Source organism: Polymorphospora sp. A560, from assembly GCF_045781765.1.
GTDB classification, from domain to species: Bacteria; Actinomycetota; Actinomycetes; order Mycobacteriales; family Micromonosporaceae; genus Polymorphospora; species Polymorphospora lycopeni.
This window is the reverse complement of record NZ_CP122282.1, coordinates 6944719-6962203: the sequence shown is the minus strand read 5'-3', so window position 1 is coordinate 6962203 and position 17485 is coordinate 6944719. Positions and strand designations below refer to the sequence as shown.

The following is a 17485-nucleotide window of genomic DNA, read 5'->3' as shown; positions in this document are numbered from 1 at the left end:
GATGTGCCGCCGGGCTACCGGCGGGGGAGGGCCGCCTCGAGCAGCGCGGCCTGCTCGGCGTCGTGCAGCTTCGCGGACCCGACCGACGGCGCGGCGGCCGCCGGGCGCGAGATCCGCTGGAGCCGTACGCCCTCCAGGTGCTCCAGCAGGTTGAGCGCGACGAACGACCAAGCGCCCTGGTTGGCCGGCTCCTCCTGCACCCAGGCGAAGTCCTCGGCGTTCGGGAATTCGGCCAGCGCGGCCCGGACCTCGTCGACCGGCAGCGGGTAGAGCTGCTCGACCCGGATGATCGCGGTGTCGGTGATGCCGCGCTCCTTCCGGGCCTGGACGAGGTCGTAGTAGACCTTGCCGCTGCACAGCAGCACCCGCTTGACCGACTCGGCCTTCAGACCGGCGTCGTCGCGCAGGACCGGCTGGAACGTGCCGCTGGTGAAGTCTTCCACCGAGGAGACGCACAGCTTGTGCCGCAGCAGCGACTTCGGCGTGAAGACGATCAGCGGCTTGCGCTTGGGCGACAGTGCCTGCCGGCGCAGCAGGTGGAAGTAGTTGGCCGGGGTGGTCGGGATCGACACCCGCATGTTGTCCTCGGCGCACATCTGCAGCCAGCGTTCCGGACGGCCGGACGTGTGGTCGGGGCCCTGGCCCTCGTGGCCGTGCGGCAGCAGCAGCGTCACCGCTGACGGCTGCCCCCACTTGACCTCGCCGGACGAGATGAACTCGTCGGCCACCGACTGCGCGCCGTTGGCGAAGTCGCCGAACTGCGCCTCCCACAGCACCAGCGCCTCGGTGTTCTCCACCGAGTAGCCGTACTCGAAGCCCATCGCCGCGTATTCGCTGAGCAGCGAGTCGTGCACGAAGAACCGGGCGCGGTCCCTGGTCAGCCGCGACAGCGGCAGGTAGTCGTCACCGCTGTTCGCGTCGACGATCGAGGCGTGCCGCTGCACGAACGTGCCCCGGCGGGAGTCCTGCCCGGCGAGCCGTACGGTCACCCCGTTGTCGAGCAGCGAGCCGAACGCGAGGATCTCGCCGAAGCCCCAGTCGATGTTGCCCTCGGCCGCCATCTTGGCCCGCCGGTCGAGCAGCTGCTGGATCCGCTTGTGCGGGGTGAAGCCCTCCGGCAGGCCCACGTGCGCCTCGCCGATCGCCCGGATGACGGAGGCGTCGACCGCGGTCTCCACCGCCGGCTCCGGCTCCTCCTGCCGGTTGCGGGTCACGCGGGGAGCCGCCGGTCCGGCCGCGTCCCGGGTGGCCTTGAAGACCTTCTCCAGTTGGGCGTGGAAGTCGCGCAGCAACTCCTCGGCGTCCTCGACGGTGATGTCGCCGCGCCCGATCAGCTCCTCGGTGAACAGCTTGCGGACGCTGCGCTTGCTGTCGATGATCTGGTACATCAGCGGGTTGGTCATCGAGGGGTCGTCGCCCTCGTTGTGCCCCCGGCGCCGGTAGCAGACCAGGTCGATCACGACGTCCTTGTTGAACGCCTGCCGGTATTCGAACGCCAGCCGGGCGACCCGGACGACCGCCTCGGGGTCGTCGCCGTTGACGTGGAAGATCGGCGCCTGGATCATCCGCGCGACGTCGGTGCTGTAGAGGCTGGACCGCGAGTATTCCGGCGCGGTGGTGAAGCCGACCTGGTTGTTGACCACGACGTGCACGGTGCCGCCGGTGCGGTAGCCGCGCAGCTGGGACAGGTTGAGCGTCTCGGCGACCACACCCTGACCGGCGAACGCGGCGTCGCCGTGCACCGCCAGCGGCAGGACCGTGTAGCCCTCCAGCTTGAGGTCGATGCGGTCCTGCTTGGCCCGGACGATGCCCTCCAGGACCGGGTCGACGGCCTCCAGGTGCGACGGGTTGGCCACCAGCGACACCGTGATCGAGTGGTCGCCCTCGGGCGTGGTGAACTTCCCGGTCTGGCCGAGGTGGTATTTCACGTCACCGGAGCCCTGGGTGGAGCGCGGGTCGATGTGCCCCTCGAACTCCGAGAAGATCTTCTCGTACGGCTTGCCGACGATGTTGGCCAGCACGTTGAGCCGGCCCCGGTGCGCCATGCCGATGACGACCTCGTCCAGGTCCGCCTCGGCGGACGCCTGGAGCACCTCGTCGAGCAGCGGGATCAGCGACTCGCCGCCCTCGAGCGAGAATCGCTTCTGCCCGACGTACTTGGTCTGGAGGAACGTCTCGAACGCCTCGGCGGTGTTGAGCCGGTTGAGGATGTGCTTCTGCTCGTCCGGGGTGGGCTTGGTGTACTTGCGCTCGATCCGGTCCTGGATCCAGCGGCGCTCCTCCGGGTCCTGGATGTGCATGTACTCGATGCCGACCCGGCGGCAGTAGGTGTCGCGCAGCACGCCGAGGATGTCGCGCAGCTTCATCTTCTGCTTGCCGGCGAAGCCGCCGACCGGGAAGCTGCGGTCGAGGTCCCACAGGGTCAGGCCGTGCTGGAGTACGTCGAGATCCGGGTGCTTGCGGATCTTGAACTCCAGCGGGTCGGTGTCGGCCATCAGGTGGCCACGGACCCGGTAGGCGTGGATGATCTCGATGACCCGGGCGGTCTTGTCGATCTGCCCCTCGGAGCTGACCGCCACGTCCCGCATCCAGCGCACCGGCTCGTACGGGATCTGCAGCGCGGTGAAGATCTGGTCGTAGAAGTTGTGCTCGCCCAGGATCAGCTCGTGCATGACCTTGAGAAACTCGCCGGACTGCGCGCCCTGGATGATCCGGTGGTCGTACGTGCTGGTCAGCGTGATGATCTTGCTGACGGCCAGCTCGGCCAGGGTCTCCTCGGACATGCCCGCGTACGGCGCGGGGTATTCCATCGCGCCGACGCCGATGATCGTGCCCTGGCCGACCATCAGCCGCGGCTGCGAGTGGACCGTGCCGATGCCGCCCGGGTTGGTCAGCGAGACCGTGGTGCCGGAGTAGTCCTCCATGGTCAGCTCGTTGCGCCGGGCCCGCCGGACGACGTCCTCGTACGCCTGCCAGAACTGCCGGAAGTCCATCTGCTCGCAGCCCTTGATCGACGGCACCACGAGGTTGCGGGTGCCGTCGGGCTTGACCAGGTCGATCGCGATGCCCAGGTTGACGTGCTCCGGCCGGACCACCGCCGGCTTGCCGTCGACCTCGGTGAACGAGTTGTTCATCTCGGGGTGCTCGGCCAGCGCCCGGACCAGCGCGTATCCGATCAGGTGGGTGAAGCTGACCTTGCCACCACGGCCCCGCGCGAGGTGGTTGTTGATCACGATGCGGTTGTCGACCAGCAGCTTGGCCGGCACCGCCCGGACGCTGGTCGCGGTCGGCACCGACAGCGAGGCGTCCATGTTCTGAACGATCTTGGCGGCGACGCCGCGCAGCGTGGTGGTCTTCGGGCCCTCGTCGGTGGACTTCGACGCCGGGGCGCTCTTCGCGGCCGGCGCGCCGGTGGGTTGCGGCGTGGCCTTCGGCTGCGGCGTGGCCTTCGGCTGGAGGGTGGCCTTCGGCTGGGGGGCAGCCTTGGGGGCGGGCTTCGCGACCGGCTTCGCGGCGGCGGGCTTCCCGGCCGGGGCCGGCTTGGCCGGGGCCTCGGCGGCCTTCGGCTGGGGGGAGGTCGGCGCGGCCGGGGCCGAGGTGCCCGCCCGCTCCGCGGTCGACGCCCCGGCCGTGGCGGTGGCCTCGGTCGGGGTGGCCGCGCCGGCACCGTCGCCGGACGGCCGGTAGTCGGCGAAGAAGTCGTGCCAGGCCGAGTCGACGCTGCTGGGATCGGCGAGGTAACGCTGGTACATCTCCTCGACGATCCACTCGTTCGGGCCGAAGCCCGCCAGTGGGTTGTCTTGCGAAGTCTGCTGCGTCGACACGGCCGGTAATCGCCTCTTTCACGCGGGGTGTGGTGCTCGCGGGATGCCGCCACCACTCGGGGGCTCGGGTCACAAAGTCGCGTACAAGGCTACGCTGTGCCCCGAGCGGGGGCATTGCCCCATCCGGCCCGTGTCGTGTTTCACAAGGTGATCATGGCTGACGACCACGGCGGATGGCGCCGGCTCCCGGCCCGCGCCACCCGCCGTAAGGTCAGGAGATGTCCCGCTTGCGGACGATGAGCGTGCCGACCACGCCGGTCACCACGGCGTAGCCGATCAAAACCACCGCGCCCACCCACTGCGGCGGGTTGCCGGGCAGGGTGGTGCCGGAGACCATGAGCTGCGAGGCCAGCGACGGCACCAGCACCTGCAGGTTGTTGATCCAGTCGCCGAAGCGGTTGGCGAACGTGCTGAAGAACAGCGCCGCGCCGATGAACCCGGCGAAGTAGAAGATGATGGCCGCCACCGTCGCGCCCATCTGGCTGCGGATCAGCACGCCGAAGCCGACGCCGAAGATCGCCCAGAGCAGGTACGCGAGCCCGTTGAGGCCGATCGCCTCCCACACACCGGACTGGTCCAGCTGCGCGCCCGTGTCGAGCCCGTTGAGGATCAGCGGGGTGACCACCAGGTTCGCCGCGGTCGTGATCACCCAGAACAGCACGCCGATGATCGACGCCGCGACCAGCTTGGCGACGATCACCGCGGTGCGGTGGGGCGAGGTCAGGAACGTCGTCGTCGCCGTCTGGTGGAAGAACTCGTTGGTCACCACGATGACGCCCAGCAGCATCACGATCAGCAACCCGAAGAGCTGGCCGTTGGTGTAGAGGTTCGCCGCCAGGTAGACGACGTCGGACACCGCCTCGAGCGCCGGGTCGTTCTCCGGCACGGTCCCGCCGAACTGCTCGGGGTCGAGCAGGAACGAGGTCTGGAAGTAGTTGAAGAACAGCGTGATCGCCCACAGCGGCACGGCGATGAGCGCGAAGACCCACCAGGTGTTGGTGGTGCGCAGCTTCAGCAGTTCGGCACCGATCAGCTTCATCGGATGACCGCCTTCCCGGACGTGAGCTCCAGGAAGACCCGTTCGAGGTCGGGCCGCTCGGGAGTCAGTTCGTGCAGTTCGGCCTGGGCGGCCAGCGCGACCCGGCCCACGAAGGCGGCGTCGCTGCCCTCGACCAGCAGCAGGCCGTCCTCGCCCCGCTGCACCTTGGCGTTCTGCTCGGCGAGCGCCTTGGCGAGCTGATCCGCGTGTGGCGTACGGACCCGGATCCGGGCGCCGGTCGTCATCGAACCCAGCACCTCGTCGACGGTGCCCTGCCGGACCAGCTTGCCGGCGGCGATGATCACCACGTCGTCGGCGAGCAGTTGCATCTCGGACAGCAGGTGGCTGGAGACCAGAACGGTGCGCCCCTCGGACGCGAGCCCCTTGAGGAACCCGCGCATCCAGCGGATGCCCTCCGGGTCCAGGCCGTTTGCCGGCTCGTCCAGCACCAGCACCTTGGGGTCACCCAGCATCGCCGCGGCGATGCCGAGCCGCTGCTTCATGCCCAGCGAGTAGCCCTTGAACTTGCGCTTCGCCGCCGGGGACAGCCCGACCATCGCCAGCGTCTCGTCGGCACGCCGCTTCGGCAGGCCCGAGGCGGCACAGATCACCCTCAGGTGGTTGATCCCGGTACGTCCCTTGTGCGCGCTCGATGCCTCCAGCAGCGCGCCCACGGTCCGCAGCGGTTCCTTGAGGTCCGGGTAGCGCCGGCCGTCGATGGTCGCCGTGCCCGAGGTCGGCGTGACCAGGTTGAGGAGCATGCGCAGCGTGGTCGTCTTGCCCGCGCCGTTCGGGCCGAGGAAGCCGGTGACCCGGCCCGGCTGGACCCGGAATGACAGGTTGTCGACCGCTTTGACGTTGCGATACTGCTTCGTCAGGCCGGCGACGATGATCTCGCCTCCGGCTGTGGGGCCTGTATGCCCGTCGGACATTTCTCTCCTCACTGTGTGCCGTGTGCACTCGTCGGGCGGATCCGGCGTGGAACCGCCGCCCGAACATCTCGCGCGTCGTCGCTCAGCGTGACGGTTGGTGGTGCGAAGGTCAATCCGCGCGAGTATCGAGGCGTGTCTCCTCCGCAGGCAGGAGATGGTCATACGTAGGCAGGAGAGCGCCCCGGAGTCCGACCGGGGGTTGCCCGCCGTACGGATCGTACGACGGAGATCATGCCGGGGTGGCGGACCGCCACACCCGGACCCGCCACGCGTCGTGACCGCCGCGCGCCGTGCCGGCCTGGTCCGGGTGGTCCGGTGGCGGCCGCCAACCGGCGGCGCGCAGTGCCGCCCGTACCTGCCCGGCGACCTCGGCCGGGCGCTGCCGGACGACCCAGGCGGGGAAGCGCAGGATGCGGTCGCCCCCGATCCACACCTCGTTCTGCCGCCGCATGTCCGCCGCCCACTCCCGTACGTCCATGTGGTGGGCGCCGTCGACCTCGACATGCAGTCTCCAGTCCCGCCAGTACGCGTCCAGGTAACGGTTGCGCCCCGCCGCGTCGGTACGCCGTTCCTGCGGGTCGGGGCGGGGGAGCACGTGCTGCCGGCAGAGTCGTACGAAGTCGATCTCGCTGAGCGCCTGCGCCCGCCGGCGACATCGTTCGCGGTCCGGAGCAGCAAGGCACGCCGACGTACCCGGGGCATTCTTCCGAGCACGGTGAGTATCTCGCCCGGTGTGGTCCGGCGCTGCTGGCAGGCGGCGGCCACCACCGTCCGGGCGTCGTCGTCGGTCGACGCCCACTGCGCCGCGTCGACGACCGACCGTGCCATCGAGGTGCGGTCGGGGCGGGCCCGCTGCCGGTCACCGGCGGGCAGGGCCCCGGTACGGCGGACCCGTACGGCGGGCAGTCCCAGCGGGAGCCGGCGGAGCAGGTCGGCCCGTCGTCGACCGGCCGGCACCAGCACGTCGACCACGTCGTGGCGTGGGTCGAGCCGAAGGCCACCAGCCCGGGCGGCCGCGAGGCCGGCCAGCACCGCACCGGGCCCCGCCGCGAGTACGGCGATCCAATGGTGCTGCTCGCGGGTGATCTCGCCGGAATGAGCGAGTAGTACGCCCCGGCAGATCCGCTGCCACCGTCCGCCGGCCACCAGATGCCGCACCTTTGCCGGGGACCGCAGGGCGACCGCCTGCTGCCAGGTCAGTACGCCGGACTGGGTGAACAGCAGCCAGTCGAGCGGGTCTGCGTCGTCGTGGGGGATCCGCATCCGGCGATGCAACCGCAGCCGCCGCTGCCCACGCAGCCCCGTCCCCGTCGAGCGGTGACCGCCGCCCGCTGCCCGGCAACTGCCCTGCCGATCTAGAACGTTTGTGGTCGTCCCGGCAGCCACAAACGTTCCAGATCCGTGCGGTGCGACGGCGCTCCGCGCTCCCGCGGGCCGGTGACGCGTCCCGTCCGGCGCGGAACCGGCGCGAAACCGGCGCGGAATCCGCCACGCCGACACGCGCGACGGGCTTGGCCGCCCCGTCGACGCTTTCGTCCGGGAGATGCGGATACTGGTAGGACGCGGACGACCGTTGACTGAGAGATCTCTCAGGGATCTTTCAGTATTCGCCCAGCGATGACCCAGCGGCGCGACAGATGATGGCCCCATGGCCGCCGCATCGCAGACCGAGGCAAGACTGCTCGTCGTCGAGGACGACCCCAACATCCTGGAGCTGCTCTCCGCCAGCCTGCGCTTCGCCGGCTTCGACGTGGCGACCGCCACCAGCGGCAGCGCGGCGGTCGCGGCGGCCAAGGACCGCCGGCCGGATCTTGTGGTGCTCGACGTGATGCTGCCCGACTTCGACGGGTTCGAGGTCATCCGCCTGATGCGTGAGGGCGGCACCCGTACGCCGGTGGTCTTCCTGACCGCCCGCGACGCGACCGACGACAAGATCCGCGGGCTGACGCTGGGCGGCGACGACTACGTCACCAAGCCGTTCAGCCTCGAAGAGTTGACCGCGCGGATCCGGGCGGTGCTGCGGCGTACGACCAGTGGTGAGCCGGTGACCGCGCGGCTCACCTTCGCCGACCTCGAACTCGACGAGGAGACGCACGAGGTCTACCGGGCCGGGCAGCGGGTGCAGCTCTCGCCGACCGAGTTCAAGCTGCTGCGCTACCTGATGCTCAACGCCAACCGGGTGCTGTCGAAGGCGCAGATCCTCGACCACGTGTGGAACTACGACTTCCGGGGCGACGACAACATCGTCGAGTCCTACATCTCCTACCTGCGACGCAAGGTCGACAACACCCAGCCGCGGCTGATCCACACGCTCCGGGGGGTCGGGTACGTCCTGCGTAAGCCGGCGGCCTGACGGTGGACTGCCTATGATCACCCGCGCCCCGCTGCGCACCACGCCGCTGCGCGTCAAGCTCGTGGCTGCGGTGCTGGTCCTGGTTGCCGCCGCACTGCTGGTGATCAGTGTCTCGACGACGTTCTTCCTGCGCAGCTACCTCGTCGGGCAGATCGACAGTGAGCTGCGCGACTACGTCGGCGACCTGAAGTCGGCGTCGTCGCTGCCCCGTCCCGGCGAGTCCGTCTGGGTCGGGCTGCCCACCGACTACCTGGCGGTGCTCGCCGACGACTCCGGCCACGTCGAACCCGCCCGCGACGTCCTCTACGACCGTGAGCGGATCGCCTGGGAGGACCTGCCCGCCTGGCCGGACAACGCCGCGGGCTTCGAGGAGCACCGGGACGAGATCGTCACGGTGAAGGCCCGGGACGGCAACCCCCGCTGGCGGATGTACCACGCCCGGCTGCCGAGCGGCCAGTACATCGCGGTCGGCCAGAGCCTCTCCGACGTCGACCTCGCCGTGCAGCGGCTGATCTGGATCGACGTGCTGGTCGGCGGGGCCGTACTGATCATCCTCGCGTCGCTGGGCGCGGCGATCGTACGCACCAGCCTGAAACCGCTCGACGAGATCGAGCGGACGGCGGCGGCCATCGCCGCCGGCGACCTGTCCCGCCGGGTGCCCGATCCCGAGCACGGGCTGGTGGTGCCGCAGACCGAACTCGGCCGGCTGTCGCGGGCGCTGAACACGATGCTGACCCAGATCGAGGCCGCGTTCTACGCCCGCGAGGCGTCGGAGTGGGCGGCCCGGGCGGCCGAGGCGGCGGCCCGCGACGCGCTGGTCTCCGCGCAGACGTCGGAGACCCGGGCCCGTCGGTCCGAGGAGCGGATGCGGCAGTTCGTCGCCGACGCGTCGCACGAGCTGCGTACGCCGCTGACCACCATCCGCGGCTTCGCCGAACTGCACCGGCAGGGTGCCGCCGCCGGGCCGGAGGACACCGCCCGGCTGCTGCGCCGGATCGAGGACGAGGCGGCCCGGATGGGCCTGCTGGTGGAGGACCTGCTGCTGCTGGCCCGGCTGGACCGGGAACGCCCGCTGGTGCTCGCCCCGGTCGAGCTGCGGGTGCTGGCCACCGAGACGACGCAGGCGACCCGCGCGGTGGCCCCGGAGCGGGACATCCGGATGGAGGTGGCGCCCGACGCCGGCGACCTGGTCGTGCTCGCCGACGACGCCCGGCTGCGTCAGGTCCTGGGCAACCTCATGACCAACGCGATCAGGCACACGCCGGCCGACGCGTCGGTGCGGCTGCGGCTGCGGGCCGAGTCCGGGTTCGCGGTGGTCGAGGTCGTCGACACCGGGCCCGGATTGACGGCGGAGCAGGCCGAGCGGGTGTTCGAACGGTTCTACCGGGCGGACGCGGCCCGGACCCGCCGGGACGGCGCCGCCGGCACCGGGCTCGGTCTCGCGATCGTTGCCGCCCTGGTGGCGGCCCACAACGGCCAGGTCGAGGTCGACAGCTCGCCGGGTGAAGGGGCGACGTTCCGGGTACGGCTACCGCTGGCGCCCGGGTCGGCGATTCCGTACGAGGAGTCCTGACTCACAGTCAACGTACAGTCCGGTTACAGGTGGATCGCAGTGCGAGGGGGGAAGGTGTAGGACATGAGCGAGCAGGAGACCAATCCGCAGCACAAGCCGGTCTGGCCCGGCGACGAGGTGACCCGCCCCGAGCTGTCCGGTGCCGGCCCGGCGCCGTCCGACTCCGCCGCCACCCCAGCCACCCCCGCTCCGCAGGCCGCCGCCCCACCACCGCCGGCGCCACCCACACCACCCACACCGGCACCGCCGGCGGCACCCGCCCCGCCGGCCGGCCCGACCCCGCCGGCCGCACCGGGTCATCCGGCGAATCCGTGGCAGTCCCCCGGCCCTCCGGCGAGCAGCCCCAGGCCGCCGCGCCGGCGTACGCGCCGAGCCCGTGGCAGGCTCCGCGACCCGACGCCACGCAGTCCCACGCCGTACCGGCGGGCGCCCCGCAGTCGGGCGTCCCGCACGCCCCGGCGCATCCGGGCGTACCGCATGCGGCGCCGCAGTCGGGCGTACCGCACTCCGGACCGCCGCACCAGCCGCACACCGCGCCGCCCTACCCCGGGCAGCAGCCGAGCCAGCCGCCGTGGGCGGTCAACGTGGGCCAGCCCGGATACCCGCACCAGCCGTACCCGGGTGGCAGCCCGTGGGCGCAGCAGCCCGGCGCCGGCCAGTCCGGCGGCAGCCGGGTCGGCCGGGCCTTCGCGGCCGGGGCGGTCGCCCTGGTGCTGATGCTCGGCTCCGGCCTGGCCGGCGGTGCGCTCGCGCTCGGCCTCAGCGACGAGCGGCCGGGCGGCAACCGCACCTACACGGCCGCGCCGATCATCAACAGCGCCGACCTGCCGGCCATCGCCGCGTCCGTACAGGACAGCGTCGTCTCGGTCACCACCGGTAGCGGCGGCGGCTCCGGCGTGGTGCTGTCCGCCGACGGCTTCGTGCTCACCAACAACCACGTGGTGGCCGGCGCCGACAGCGTCACTCTCGCCTTCGCCAACGGCCGCCGGGCCCAGGCGAGGATCATCGGCACCGACCCGAAGAGCGACCTCGCGGTGCTCAAGGCCGAAGGGGTGGGCGACCTGTCCCCGGCGACGTTCGGGGACAGCGACGCGATGCAGGTCGGCAACACCGTGCTCGCCCTCGGCAGCCCGCTCGGCCTGGAGGGGTCGGTGACGGCCGGCATCATCAGCGCCAAGGACCGCACCATCCGGGCCGGCGGCGACCAGCAACAGCAGGGGGCGGGCGCCACGTCGATCTCCGGCCTGTTGCAGACCGACGCCCCGATCAACCCCGGCAACTCCGGCGGGGCACTGGTCAACACCAACGGCGAGGTGATCGGCATCAACACCGCGATCCTCACCGCCGGCCAGAGCCAGGGCAACATCGGCGTCGGCTTCGCCATCCCGAGCAACAAGGCCAAGTCGGTGGCCGAGGCGCTGCAGCGGGGCGAGAAGGTGTCGCACCCGGCCCTCGGCGTCTCCGTCGGCCCCGCCGACGGCGGCGGCGCACTGGTCGCCCAGGTCGTGCCGAACGGCGCCGCGGCCCAGATCGGCCTTCAGCAGGGCGACGTCATCAAGGAGTTCGACGGCAAGCCGGTGAACGACTCCGACGACCTGATCAACGCGGTGCAGGCCCGCAAGGTCGGTGACCGGGTCGAGATCACGTACGAGCGAAATGGAACGGAAGTCAAGGCAACCGTGACGCTGACCGAAGCGTCGTAGGTAGTAGCAGACCGAGCTTTGTAGGGCGGAACCCTTTCGCAACGGAGTCCGCCTCCTCCCCAGAGCGGCGGGTGATGTGACCAAGGGGGTTGGTCACGTCGCCCGCCGCTCGCCCTTCGCGGGACCCGTGCTCCGCAGTGGACTGGTACGGTCGGCGGCCATGCGGACCGAGACGTTCGTCGACCGGTTCCCGGTCGCGGCGCCACCCGACCGGGTCTTCGCCCACCTCGCCGAGCCCACCAACTCGGTCGGTCTCTCACCGCTGATCGTGGCCGTACGGGACGTACGGCGGGAAGCCGGCGGAGCGGTCGTGCGGTTCGTGGCCGTGGAGAGGTTCCGGATCGCCGGCCCGCTGCGCTACGACAACATCCTCCGGGTGACCCAGACGGCGACCGTGCCGGACCGGCAACTGGTGCTCGACGTCCTCAGCCCGGCGCGGGTCACGGTGCGGTTCGTGATGGACCTCGCACCGCTGGACGACGGCGGCACCGAGGTGACCGTGACGGTGACCCTGAGGATGCCGGCGCCGCTGCGGGCCTACGTGCTGCGTACCGCCCGGCGGGTCCAGGAATATCGGGCCCGCGAACTGGCCCGGCGGATGGCCGCCTGAGACCCGGTCCCGCCCACCCGGTCCGGGTGACGCCGCCGGCACCGGTTTACCCGCCGGGCGGCCGGGAAACCGCCGCTCATCTCGTCAATACCGGCGCGTCATTTCCGGCCACGAGGGGGCTGCGGACGGTGACCCAGATTCCAGTCACATCGGCGGTAGGGCAGCGGCCGCTACGGATCGCGATGGTGGTGCCACCGTGGTACGAACTGCCGCCGCCCGGCTACGGCGGCCTGGAACAGGTGGTCTCGGCGCTGGTCGACGGCCTGGCCGCCCTGGGACACGACGTGACGCTCTTCGGTGCCGGAAGCGGGACCGGTACGGCCGCCGAGTTCGTCGGCACCGACCAGTTGCAGAACTCCCGGCTCGGCCAGGCCCTGCCCGAGTTGGCCCATGTCGCCCGGACCAACCGGATGATCGCCGACGGCGACTTCGACATCGTGCACGACCACACGACCATCGGCCCGCTGGCGGCGTCCCGCCGGGAGACACCGACGGTGGCGACGGTGCACGGGGCACCCGTCGGCGAACTCGCCGACATCCTCAAGGGCGTCGACCCGCAGGTCGCCCTGGTCGCGATCTCGCACTCGCAGCGCCGGATCAGCGCCAACCTGCCCTGGGTGGCGACCGTGCACAACGCGATGGCCGGCAGCGGCGTCAGCAAGCCGGCACCCAGCGACGGGCCGGTGGTCTGGCTGGCCCGGTTCTCCGCCGACAAGGGGCCCGACCTGGCGATCGAGGCGGCCCGGGAGGTCGGCCTGCCGCTGGTGCTCGCCGGCAAGTGCACCGAGCCGGGCGAGGTGCAGTACCTCGCCGAGGTGATCGAGCCGATGCTCGGCCCCGACGTGACGCTGCTGCGCAACCCGGACCGGGAGACGTGCGCGTCGCTGCTGCTCGAGGCCCGTTGCCTGATCATGCCGATCCGCTGGTCGGAGCCGTTCGGGATGGTCATGCTGGAGGCGATGTCGGCCGGTACGCCGGTGGTCGCGCTGAACCGGGGGGCCGTACCGGAGCTGATCCGGCACGGTGAGACCGGTTTCGTGCACGACGATCCGGCCGAACTGCCGCAGTCGCTGCGGGATGTTCTCGCACTCGACCCGGCCGCGTGCGTGGAGCACGTCCGGACCGAGTTCGGCGCCGACCGGATGGCCCGCGCCTACGAGCGCGTCTACCGGCGCTGGGTCTCCAACGACCGCTCGGCTCCGGCGGAACGGGAGATGGCGGCGTACTCGACGACCTGACCGACCGCCGGCCGCGCCGCCCTACGCGCCAGCGCGTCGCCCTACGCGCCGGCCGCGCCGTCAGCCGGCGCCGAAGCAGACGAAGGCGGCGGCGGTGGCGTGCTCCGCACCCGCCGGTCCGAACGCCGCCTGGGCACCGGCGAGCGCGCCGGCCGGCGGTGCGCCGGCCCGCATCCGCCGGTGCAGGTCGAGCATCAGCGCGGTGGTGAGATCCGCCGGTACGGGTAGCACGGCGGCGATCAGCGTACGGGTGCCCAGCGCCAGCAGCACCGAGCTGAAGCCCATCACCTCGTCACCGGGCCGGACCGCGGACAGCCCGGCGTCGCAGGCCGAGAGCACGACGCAGCCGGGCGGGCTGACCAGCCGTTCCAACTCGTAGGCGGTGAGCGGGCCGTCGGCCAGTTCCAATGTGGAGAACAGCGGGTTGTCGGCCCGGAACCGGCCGTGGGCGGCGATGTGGGCCAGCCCGGCACCGTTCAGCGCGGCGGTGATCGCCTCCGCGGTGGCGGCCGTACCGGCGAACAGCCGGGCGCCGGGCCGGACCCGCGCGAGGTGACGTACCTCGGTCCGGGCCGCGGGCAGCCGCGGCCCGGCGGCCAGGACGGTCGGGCCGTCGGGGGCCGGCCGTTCGGCGGCGCGCAACCAGGCGGTGGCCGAGGGGGTGACGGTCACCGGCCGGCCGGCGCAGGTGGGCAAACCCGACCACGGTACGGCGTGCAGCCCGCCGACCGGTGCGATCACCAGTGGGCGGTCGCGGAGGTACGGGCGCAGCGGGCCGAAGAGCTGCTCGTCGAGGGCGTGGGCGGCGTGCCCGGCGCCGGTGCGGGCGGCGGCCGAGTCACCGGTGGTGACCAGCCGGCGCAGCCCGAACCGGTGGGCGGCGGCGTGCCGCAGCGCGTCGGCGAGCGGGCCGAGATCGTGCAGGGTGGCCCGGCCGTCGCGGAGCAGCACCGCCCGCAGCCGGTCGCCGTGGGCGACCAGTTCGAGCAGTACGGCGGTGCCGAGCACCCCGGCCAGCCGGCGGATCCCGGGCGGGGTCACCAGGGTGCCGCCGCCGCCCGCGCCCCGGGCCAGCTCGCGGATGCGCTGTTCGAGCCGGGCCTGGTGGCGGCGCAGGCCGTGCACCGGACGGTCGGCGAGCAGGGCGTCCTCCAGGGCGGTGCTGACCAGCCGCAGTTCGGCCAGGGTGGCGGCCAGTTCGGGGTCCTGCGGCGGCAGCACGGGACGCATCCGCAGTGCGTTGGCCCGCCAGCGTTCCGCCCAGGCCAGCACCTGGGCCGGCGCACCGGAGCGGACCGCGATGTCGAGTCCTTCGGCGGCCAGTTCCCGCCCGTACGTGCCGCTGTGCGCCCGCAGTTCGGTGGTGCCGAGCGACGCCCGGTAGCCGTCGAGCACCGCCAGCCCGCGACGCAGCGCCCGGCCGGCGCCCCGTACGTCGTCGGCGATCCGGCGCGCCAGGGCGAGCGCGTACCAGCCCTGGGCCCGGTGCGAGGCGGTGCCGCGGTGGCGCGCCCGGGCGGCTACCGCCAGCAGTTCGGCGGCCCGCCCGGTGCGACCGAGTTCGGTGGCCAGCCGGGCGGCCTCGATCCGGGTGGTCAGGGCCGGATCGGGCCAGCCGGTCGCGTCGAGCCGGCCGGCCGTACGCACCATCGCGCCGAGCAGCGCCGGCGAGCGGGTGCCGCGGGAGAACTCGGCCCGCAGTTCGACATGCCGGGCGAAGGCTGCCCAGGTGCGGCGGCCCTGGCGCTGGAACCGGGTTCTGGCCTGGCCGGCGGTCGCGGTGGCGGTGTCCAGGTCGCCGGCGAGCAGGGCGGCCCGGGCCCGGGCGAGCAGTGCCTCGGCGAGGTCGGAGGACATGCCCCGGCGGCGGAGCTGGTCGACGGCGGCGCCGGCCACCTCGACCGCCTCGTCGACCAGCGGCACCGACAGCAGCAACTCGAAGCGGTCGAGCAGCAGGGCCGGGCGGGGTACGGCGAGCCGGTGGTATTCCTGTTCGACGGCGGCGAAACAGCGTAGGGCACCGGCCACGTCGCCGCGCTGGCCGGCGGCGATGCCGCTGTTCCAGCGGGCGTCGGCGGCGGCCAGGTCGAGGCCGAGCCGCTGGAAGATCGTGGCGGACCGGTCGAGGTCGTCGTCGGCGCCCCGGCTGGTGCCCCGGTGCGAGTTGAGCAGTCCGCGGTTGTTGCGGGCCCGGGCCTCCAGCAGCAGGTCGCCCTCGTGCTGGGCGATGTCGACCGCGAGGCCGTAGTCGCGGACCGCCTCGTCGAACCGGCCCCGGTAGTGCAGGACCACGCCGCGCTGCATCCGGGCCCGGCCGGCGTCGGCGCCGGTCAGCCGGGGGAGTGCGGCGGTCACCTCGCGCAGGGCGGCGGCGGTGTGGCCGGCGTTGGCCAGCACGTAGCCGAGGCTCATCCGGGCCAGCGCGCGGGTGCGCGGCGAGCCGGTGGCCCGTACCGCGCGGCGTAGGTGGCGCAGTGCGCCGGGCAGGTCGTTGAGTTCCCGCAGGGCCAGGCCGATGGCCCGTTCGGCCGTCGAACGCTCGTCGCCGGTCGGGGCGCCGGTGGTGAGCACCCGGTTCGCGATGGTGATCGCCTCGCGGGGGTAGCGCTGCACGGCGTCGAGTGCGCGCTGGGCCGTAACCGCACCGGTGCCGGTGAATTCGGCCATGCCAAGAGAATCGCCGAAGATTGATCTACAGTCAATATCTTCAATGTCTGAAGAATGCTGTTTATCGTTCGGTGGAGGATTGCTCTATTGACTGGAAACTATTGGTCTGAATAGAGTCCAGGACTGGCGAGCGTCCCCTCGACCGCTGCCGGCCTGCGCTCTTTCCCACCCTCAGGAGGACCGGTGCCGCCTGACAATCCCGCCGTGCCGCGCCCGGGCAGCCGGATGTCGCGGCGCCGACTGCTCGGCATTCCCGTCCTGGCCGCCGCCGCGGTGCCGCTCGGCGCCGCACCCGCCGTCGCCGGGCCGTCCCCCGGTGCCGGCCCCCGGTCGGGCGCGGGACTCGCCGCCGACCAGGCCGACCAGGCATACCAGCAACTGTTCCGGACGGCCGTCGCCGCTGATCCGGCCGTACGGCTGCACACCGTCCCCGGCCGGGAGTTCAGCTACCGGCCCCGGCAACTGCTCGTCGCCCCCGCCGACAAGGCGCGGGTGGTCGCCAGGCTGCGGACGTACGGTCACAACGTCACCGAGAACGCCGGATTCGCCGGGGTGGCCCGGCTGCTGGTCGAGTCCACCGCCGACATCCCGTCGCTGGTGACCAGACTGCGGGACCAGCAGCAGTGGCCGGGGCAGCCGGTCCCGCGCGTGCAACCGCACCACGTCGCGGTCGGATTCGGCAACATCATGGGCAACCCCGGCGGGCCGCCCCGCGCCACCGGCGCCCTGCCGGTCCCGGACCCGGCCCGCCTCGGTGAGGGCGCCGGAGTGACGGTGGGCGTCTGCGACACCGGCATCTGGCGACTCGCCGGCAGCCGCCATCCACAGTGGCTCGGCGGCCGCTACCTGCCCGAGACCGACGACGAGGACCAGCTCTACAGCCACCTCGACGTGCTCGCGCCGCAGGGCGGCCACGGCACCTTCGTGGCCGGGGTGATCCGGCAGGCCGCGCCCGGTGTGCGGTTCGACCCGGAGGCCGCGCTGAACGCCACCGGGGTCGGCGACGAGGAGATGCTGGTCGGCGCGCTGGGCCGGCTCGACCCGGCGACCTCGGTCGTCAACCTGTCGCTCGGCTACTACACACAGGACGACCTCGCCCCGCTCCCGCTCGCCAACGCGCTCGCCGCGTTGCCGTCCCGCACCGCCGTCGTGGCGGCGGCCGGCAACGCCGGCACCGCCCGGCGGTCCTGGCCGGCGGCGTTCGACCGGGTGGTGGCCGTGAGCGCGGTCGACGTGACCGGGACCGGACACCTGCCCGCGCCGTACAGCGGCTTCGGTCCGTGGGTCGACGCGTGCGCGGTGGGCGAGCACACCAGCACGTACGTCGACGGCCGGCTGCAGATGCCGGGCCAGCCGACCCGCTGGTTCCACGGCTTCGCGGCCTGGGCCGGCACCTCCTTCGCCGCCGCCCACGTGTCCGGGCGACTCACCGCCCTGATGACCGCCACCGGACTGGACGCCGAAGCGGCCCGCACGCTGCTGCTGTCCGGCCCGCGCTGGCACCCCGACTACGGCGTGCTGGTCGGATGAGCCGTTCCGCCACGCG

General features: G+C 72.3%; 12 protein-coding genes. 7 read left to right on the top strand and 5 right to left on the bottom strand.

What is annotated here, in order from left to right:
- Positions 1–14: 14 nt before the first annotated feature.
- From QCD66_RS31290 to QCD66_RS31275, 4 genes are all read right to left on the bottom strand, one after another.
- Positions 15–3824 carry a multifunctional oxoglutarate decarboxylase/oxoglutarate dehydrogenase thiamine pyrophosphate-binding subunit/dihydrolipoyllysine-residue succinyltransferase subunit gene (locus QCD66_RS31290; protein WP_375735444.1) on the bottom strand — a complete coding sequence of 1270 codons (3810 nt, stop codon included), beginning with the start codon at positions 3822–3824 and terminating at the stop codon, positions 15–17.
- 211 nt (positions 3825–4035) lie between these two features.
- Positions 4036–4863 carry an ABC transporter permease gene (locus QCD66_RS31285; RefSeq protein WP_357512643.1) on the bottom strand — a complete coding sequence of 276 codons (828 nt, stop codon included), beginning with the start codon at positions 4861–4863 and terminating at the stop codon, positions 4036–4038.
- The gene (locus QCD66_RS31280) at positions 4860–5795 is read right to left on the bottom strand and encodes an ABC transporter ATP-binding protein (RefSeq protein ID WP_375735445.1); all 936 of its coding nucleotides are present in this window, start codon (positions 5793–5795) and stop codon (positions 4860–4862) included. Before QCD66_RS31280 ends, QCD66_RS31285 begins: the two co-directional genes overlap by 4 nt.
- 229 nt (positions 5796–6024) lie before the next feature.
- On the bottom strand, positions 6025–6390 hold the full coding sequence (locus QCD66_RS31275) for a hypothetical protein (RefSeq protein ID WP_375735446.1): 366 nt from the start codon (positions 6388–6390) through the stop codon (positions 6025–6027).
- A gap of 380 nt (positions 6391–6770) precedes the next feature.
- Here QCD66_RS31275 and QCD66_RS31270 point away from each other — a divergent pair, with 380 nt between their 5' ends.
- From QCD66_RS31270 to QCD66_RS31245, 6 genes are all read left to right on the top strand, one after another.
- Positions 6771–6902, top strand: coding sequence for a hypothetical protein (locus QCD66_RS31270; RefSeq protein ID WP_375735447.1), 132 nt, complete (start codon positions 6771–6773; stop codon positions 6900–6902).
- Positions 6903–7443: 541 nt separating this feature from the next.
- Positions 7444–8148, top strand: a complete 705-nt coding sequence (locus QCD66_RS31265) for a response regulator transcription factor (protein WP_357533179.1) — start codon at positions 7444–7446, stop codon at positions 8146–8148.
- A gap of 13 nt (positions 8149–8161) precedes the next feature.
- The gene (locus QCD66_RS31260; RefSeq protein ID WP_364218248.1) at positions 8162–9721 is read left to right on the top strand and encodes an ATP-binding protein; all 1560 of its coding nucleotides are present in this window, start codon (positions 8162–8164) and stop codon (positions 9719–9721) included.
- Positions 9722–10032: 311 nt separating this feature from the next.
- Entirely contained in the window at positions 10033–11424 is a 1392-nt protein-coding gene (locus QCD66_RS31255) for a trypsin-like peptidase domain-containing protein (RefSeq protein ID WP_407566899.1), read from the top strand.
- Positions 11425–11584: 160 nt separating this feature from the next.
- Positions 11585–12034: an SRPBCC family protein gene (locus tag QCD66_RS31250; protein WP_364218252.1), complete on the top strand. Its 450-nt coding sequence runs from the start codon at positions 11585–11587 to the stop codon at positions 12032–12034.
- Between the two features lie 182 nt (positions 12035–12216).
- On the top strand, positions 12217–13272 hold the full coding sequence (locus QCD66_RS31245; protein WP_357533172.1) for a glycosyltransferase family 4 protein: 1056 nt from the start codon (positions 12217–12219) through the stop codon (positions 13270–13272).
- 60 nt (positions 13273–13332) lie between these two features.
- Here QCD66_RS31245 and QCD66_RS31240 read toward each other — a convergent pair whose 3' ends face one another.
- The gene (locus QCD66_RS31240) at positions 13333–15939 is read right to left on the bottom strand and encodes a CHAT domain-containing protein (protein ID WP_375736248.1); all 2607 of its coding nucleotides are present in this window, start codon (positions 15937–15939) and stop codon (positions 13333–13335) included.
- 183 nt (positions 15940–16122) lie between these two features.
- On the opposite strand from QCD66_RS31240, the gene QCD66_RS31235 reads away from it, so the two are divergent.
- Positions 16123–17469 (top strand): S8/S53 family peptidase, encoded by a 1347-nt coding sequence (locus QCD66_RS31235; RefSeq protein ID WP_364218256.1) that lies wholly within the window; start codon positions 16123–16125, stop codon positions 17467–17469.
- The last annotated feature ends 16 nt before the right edge of the window (positions 17470–17485 follow it).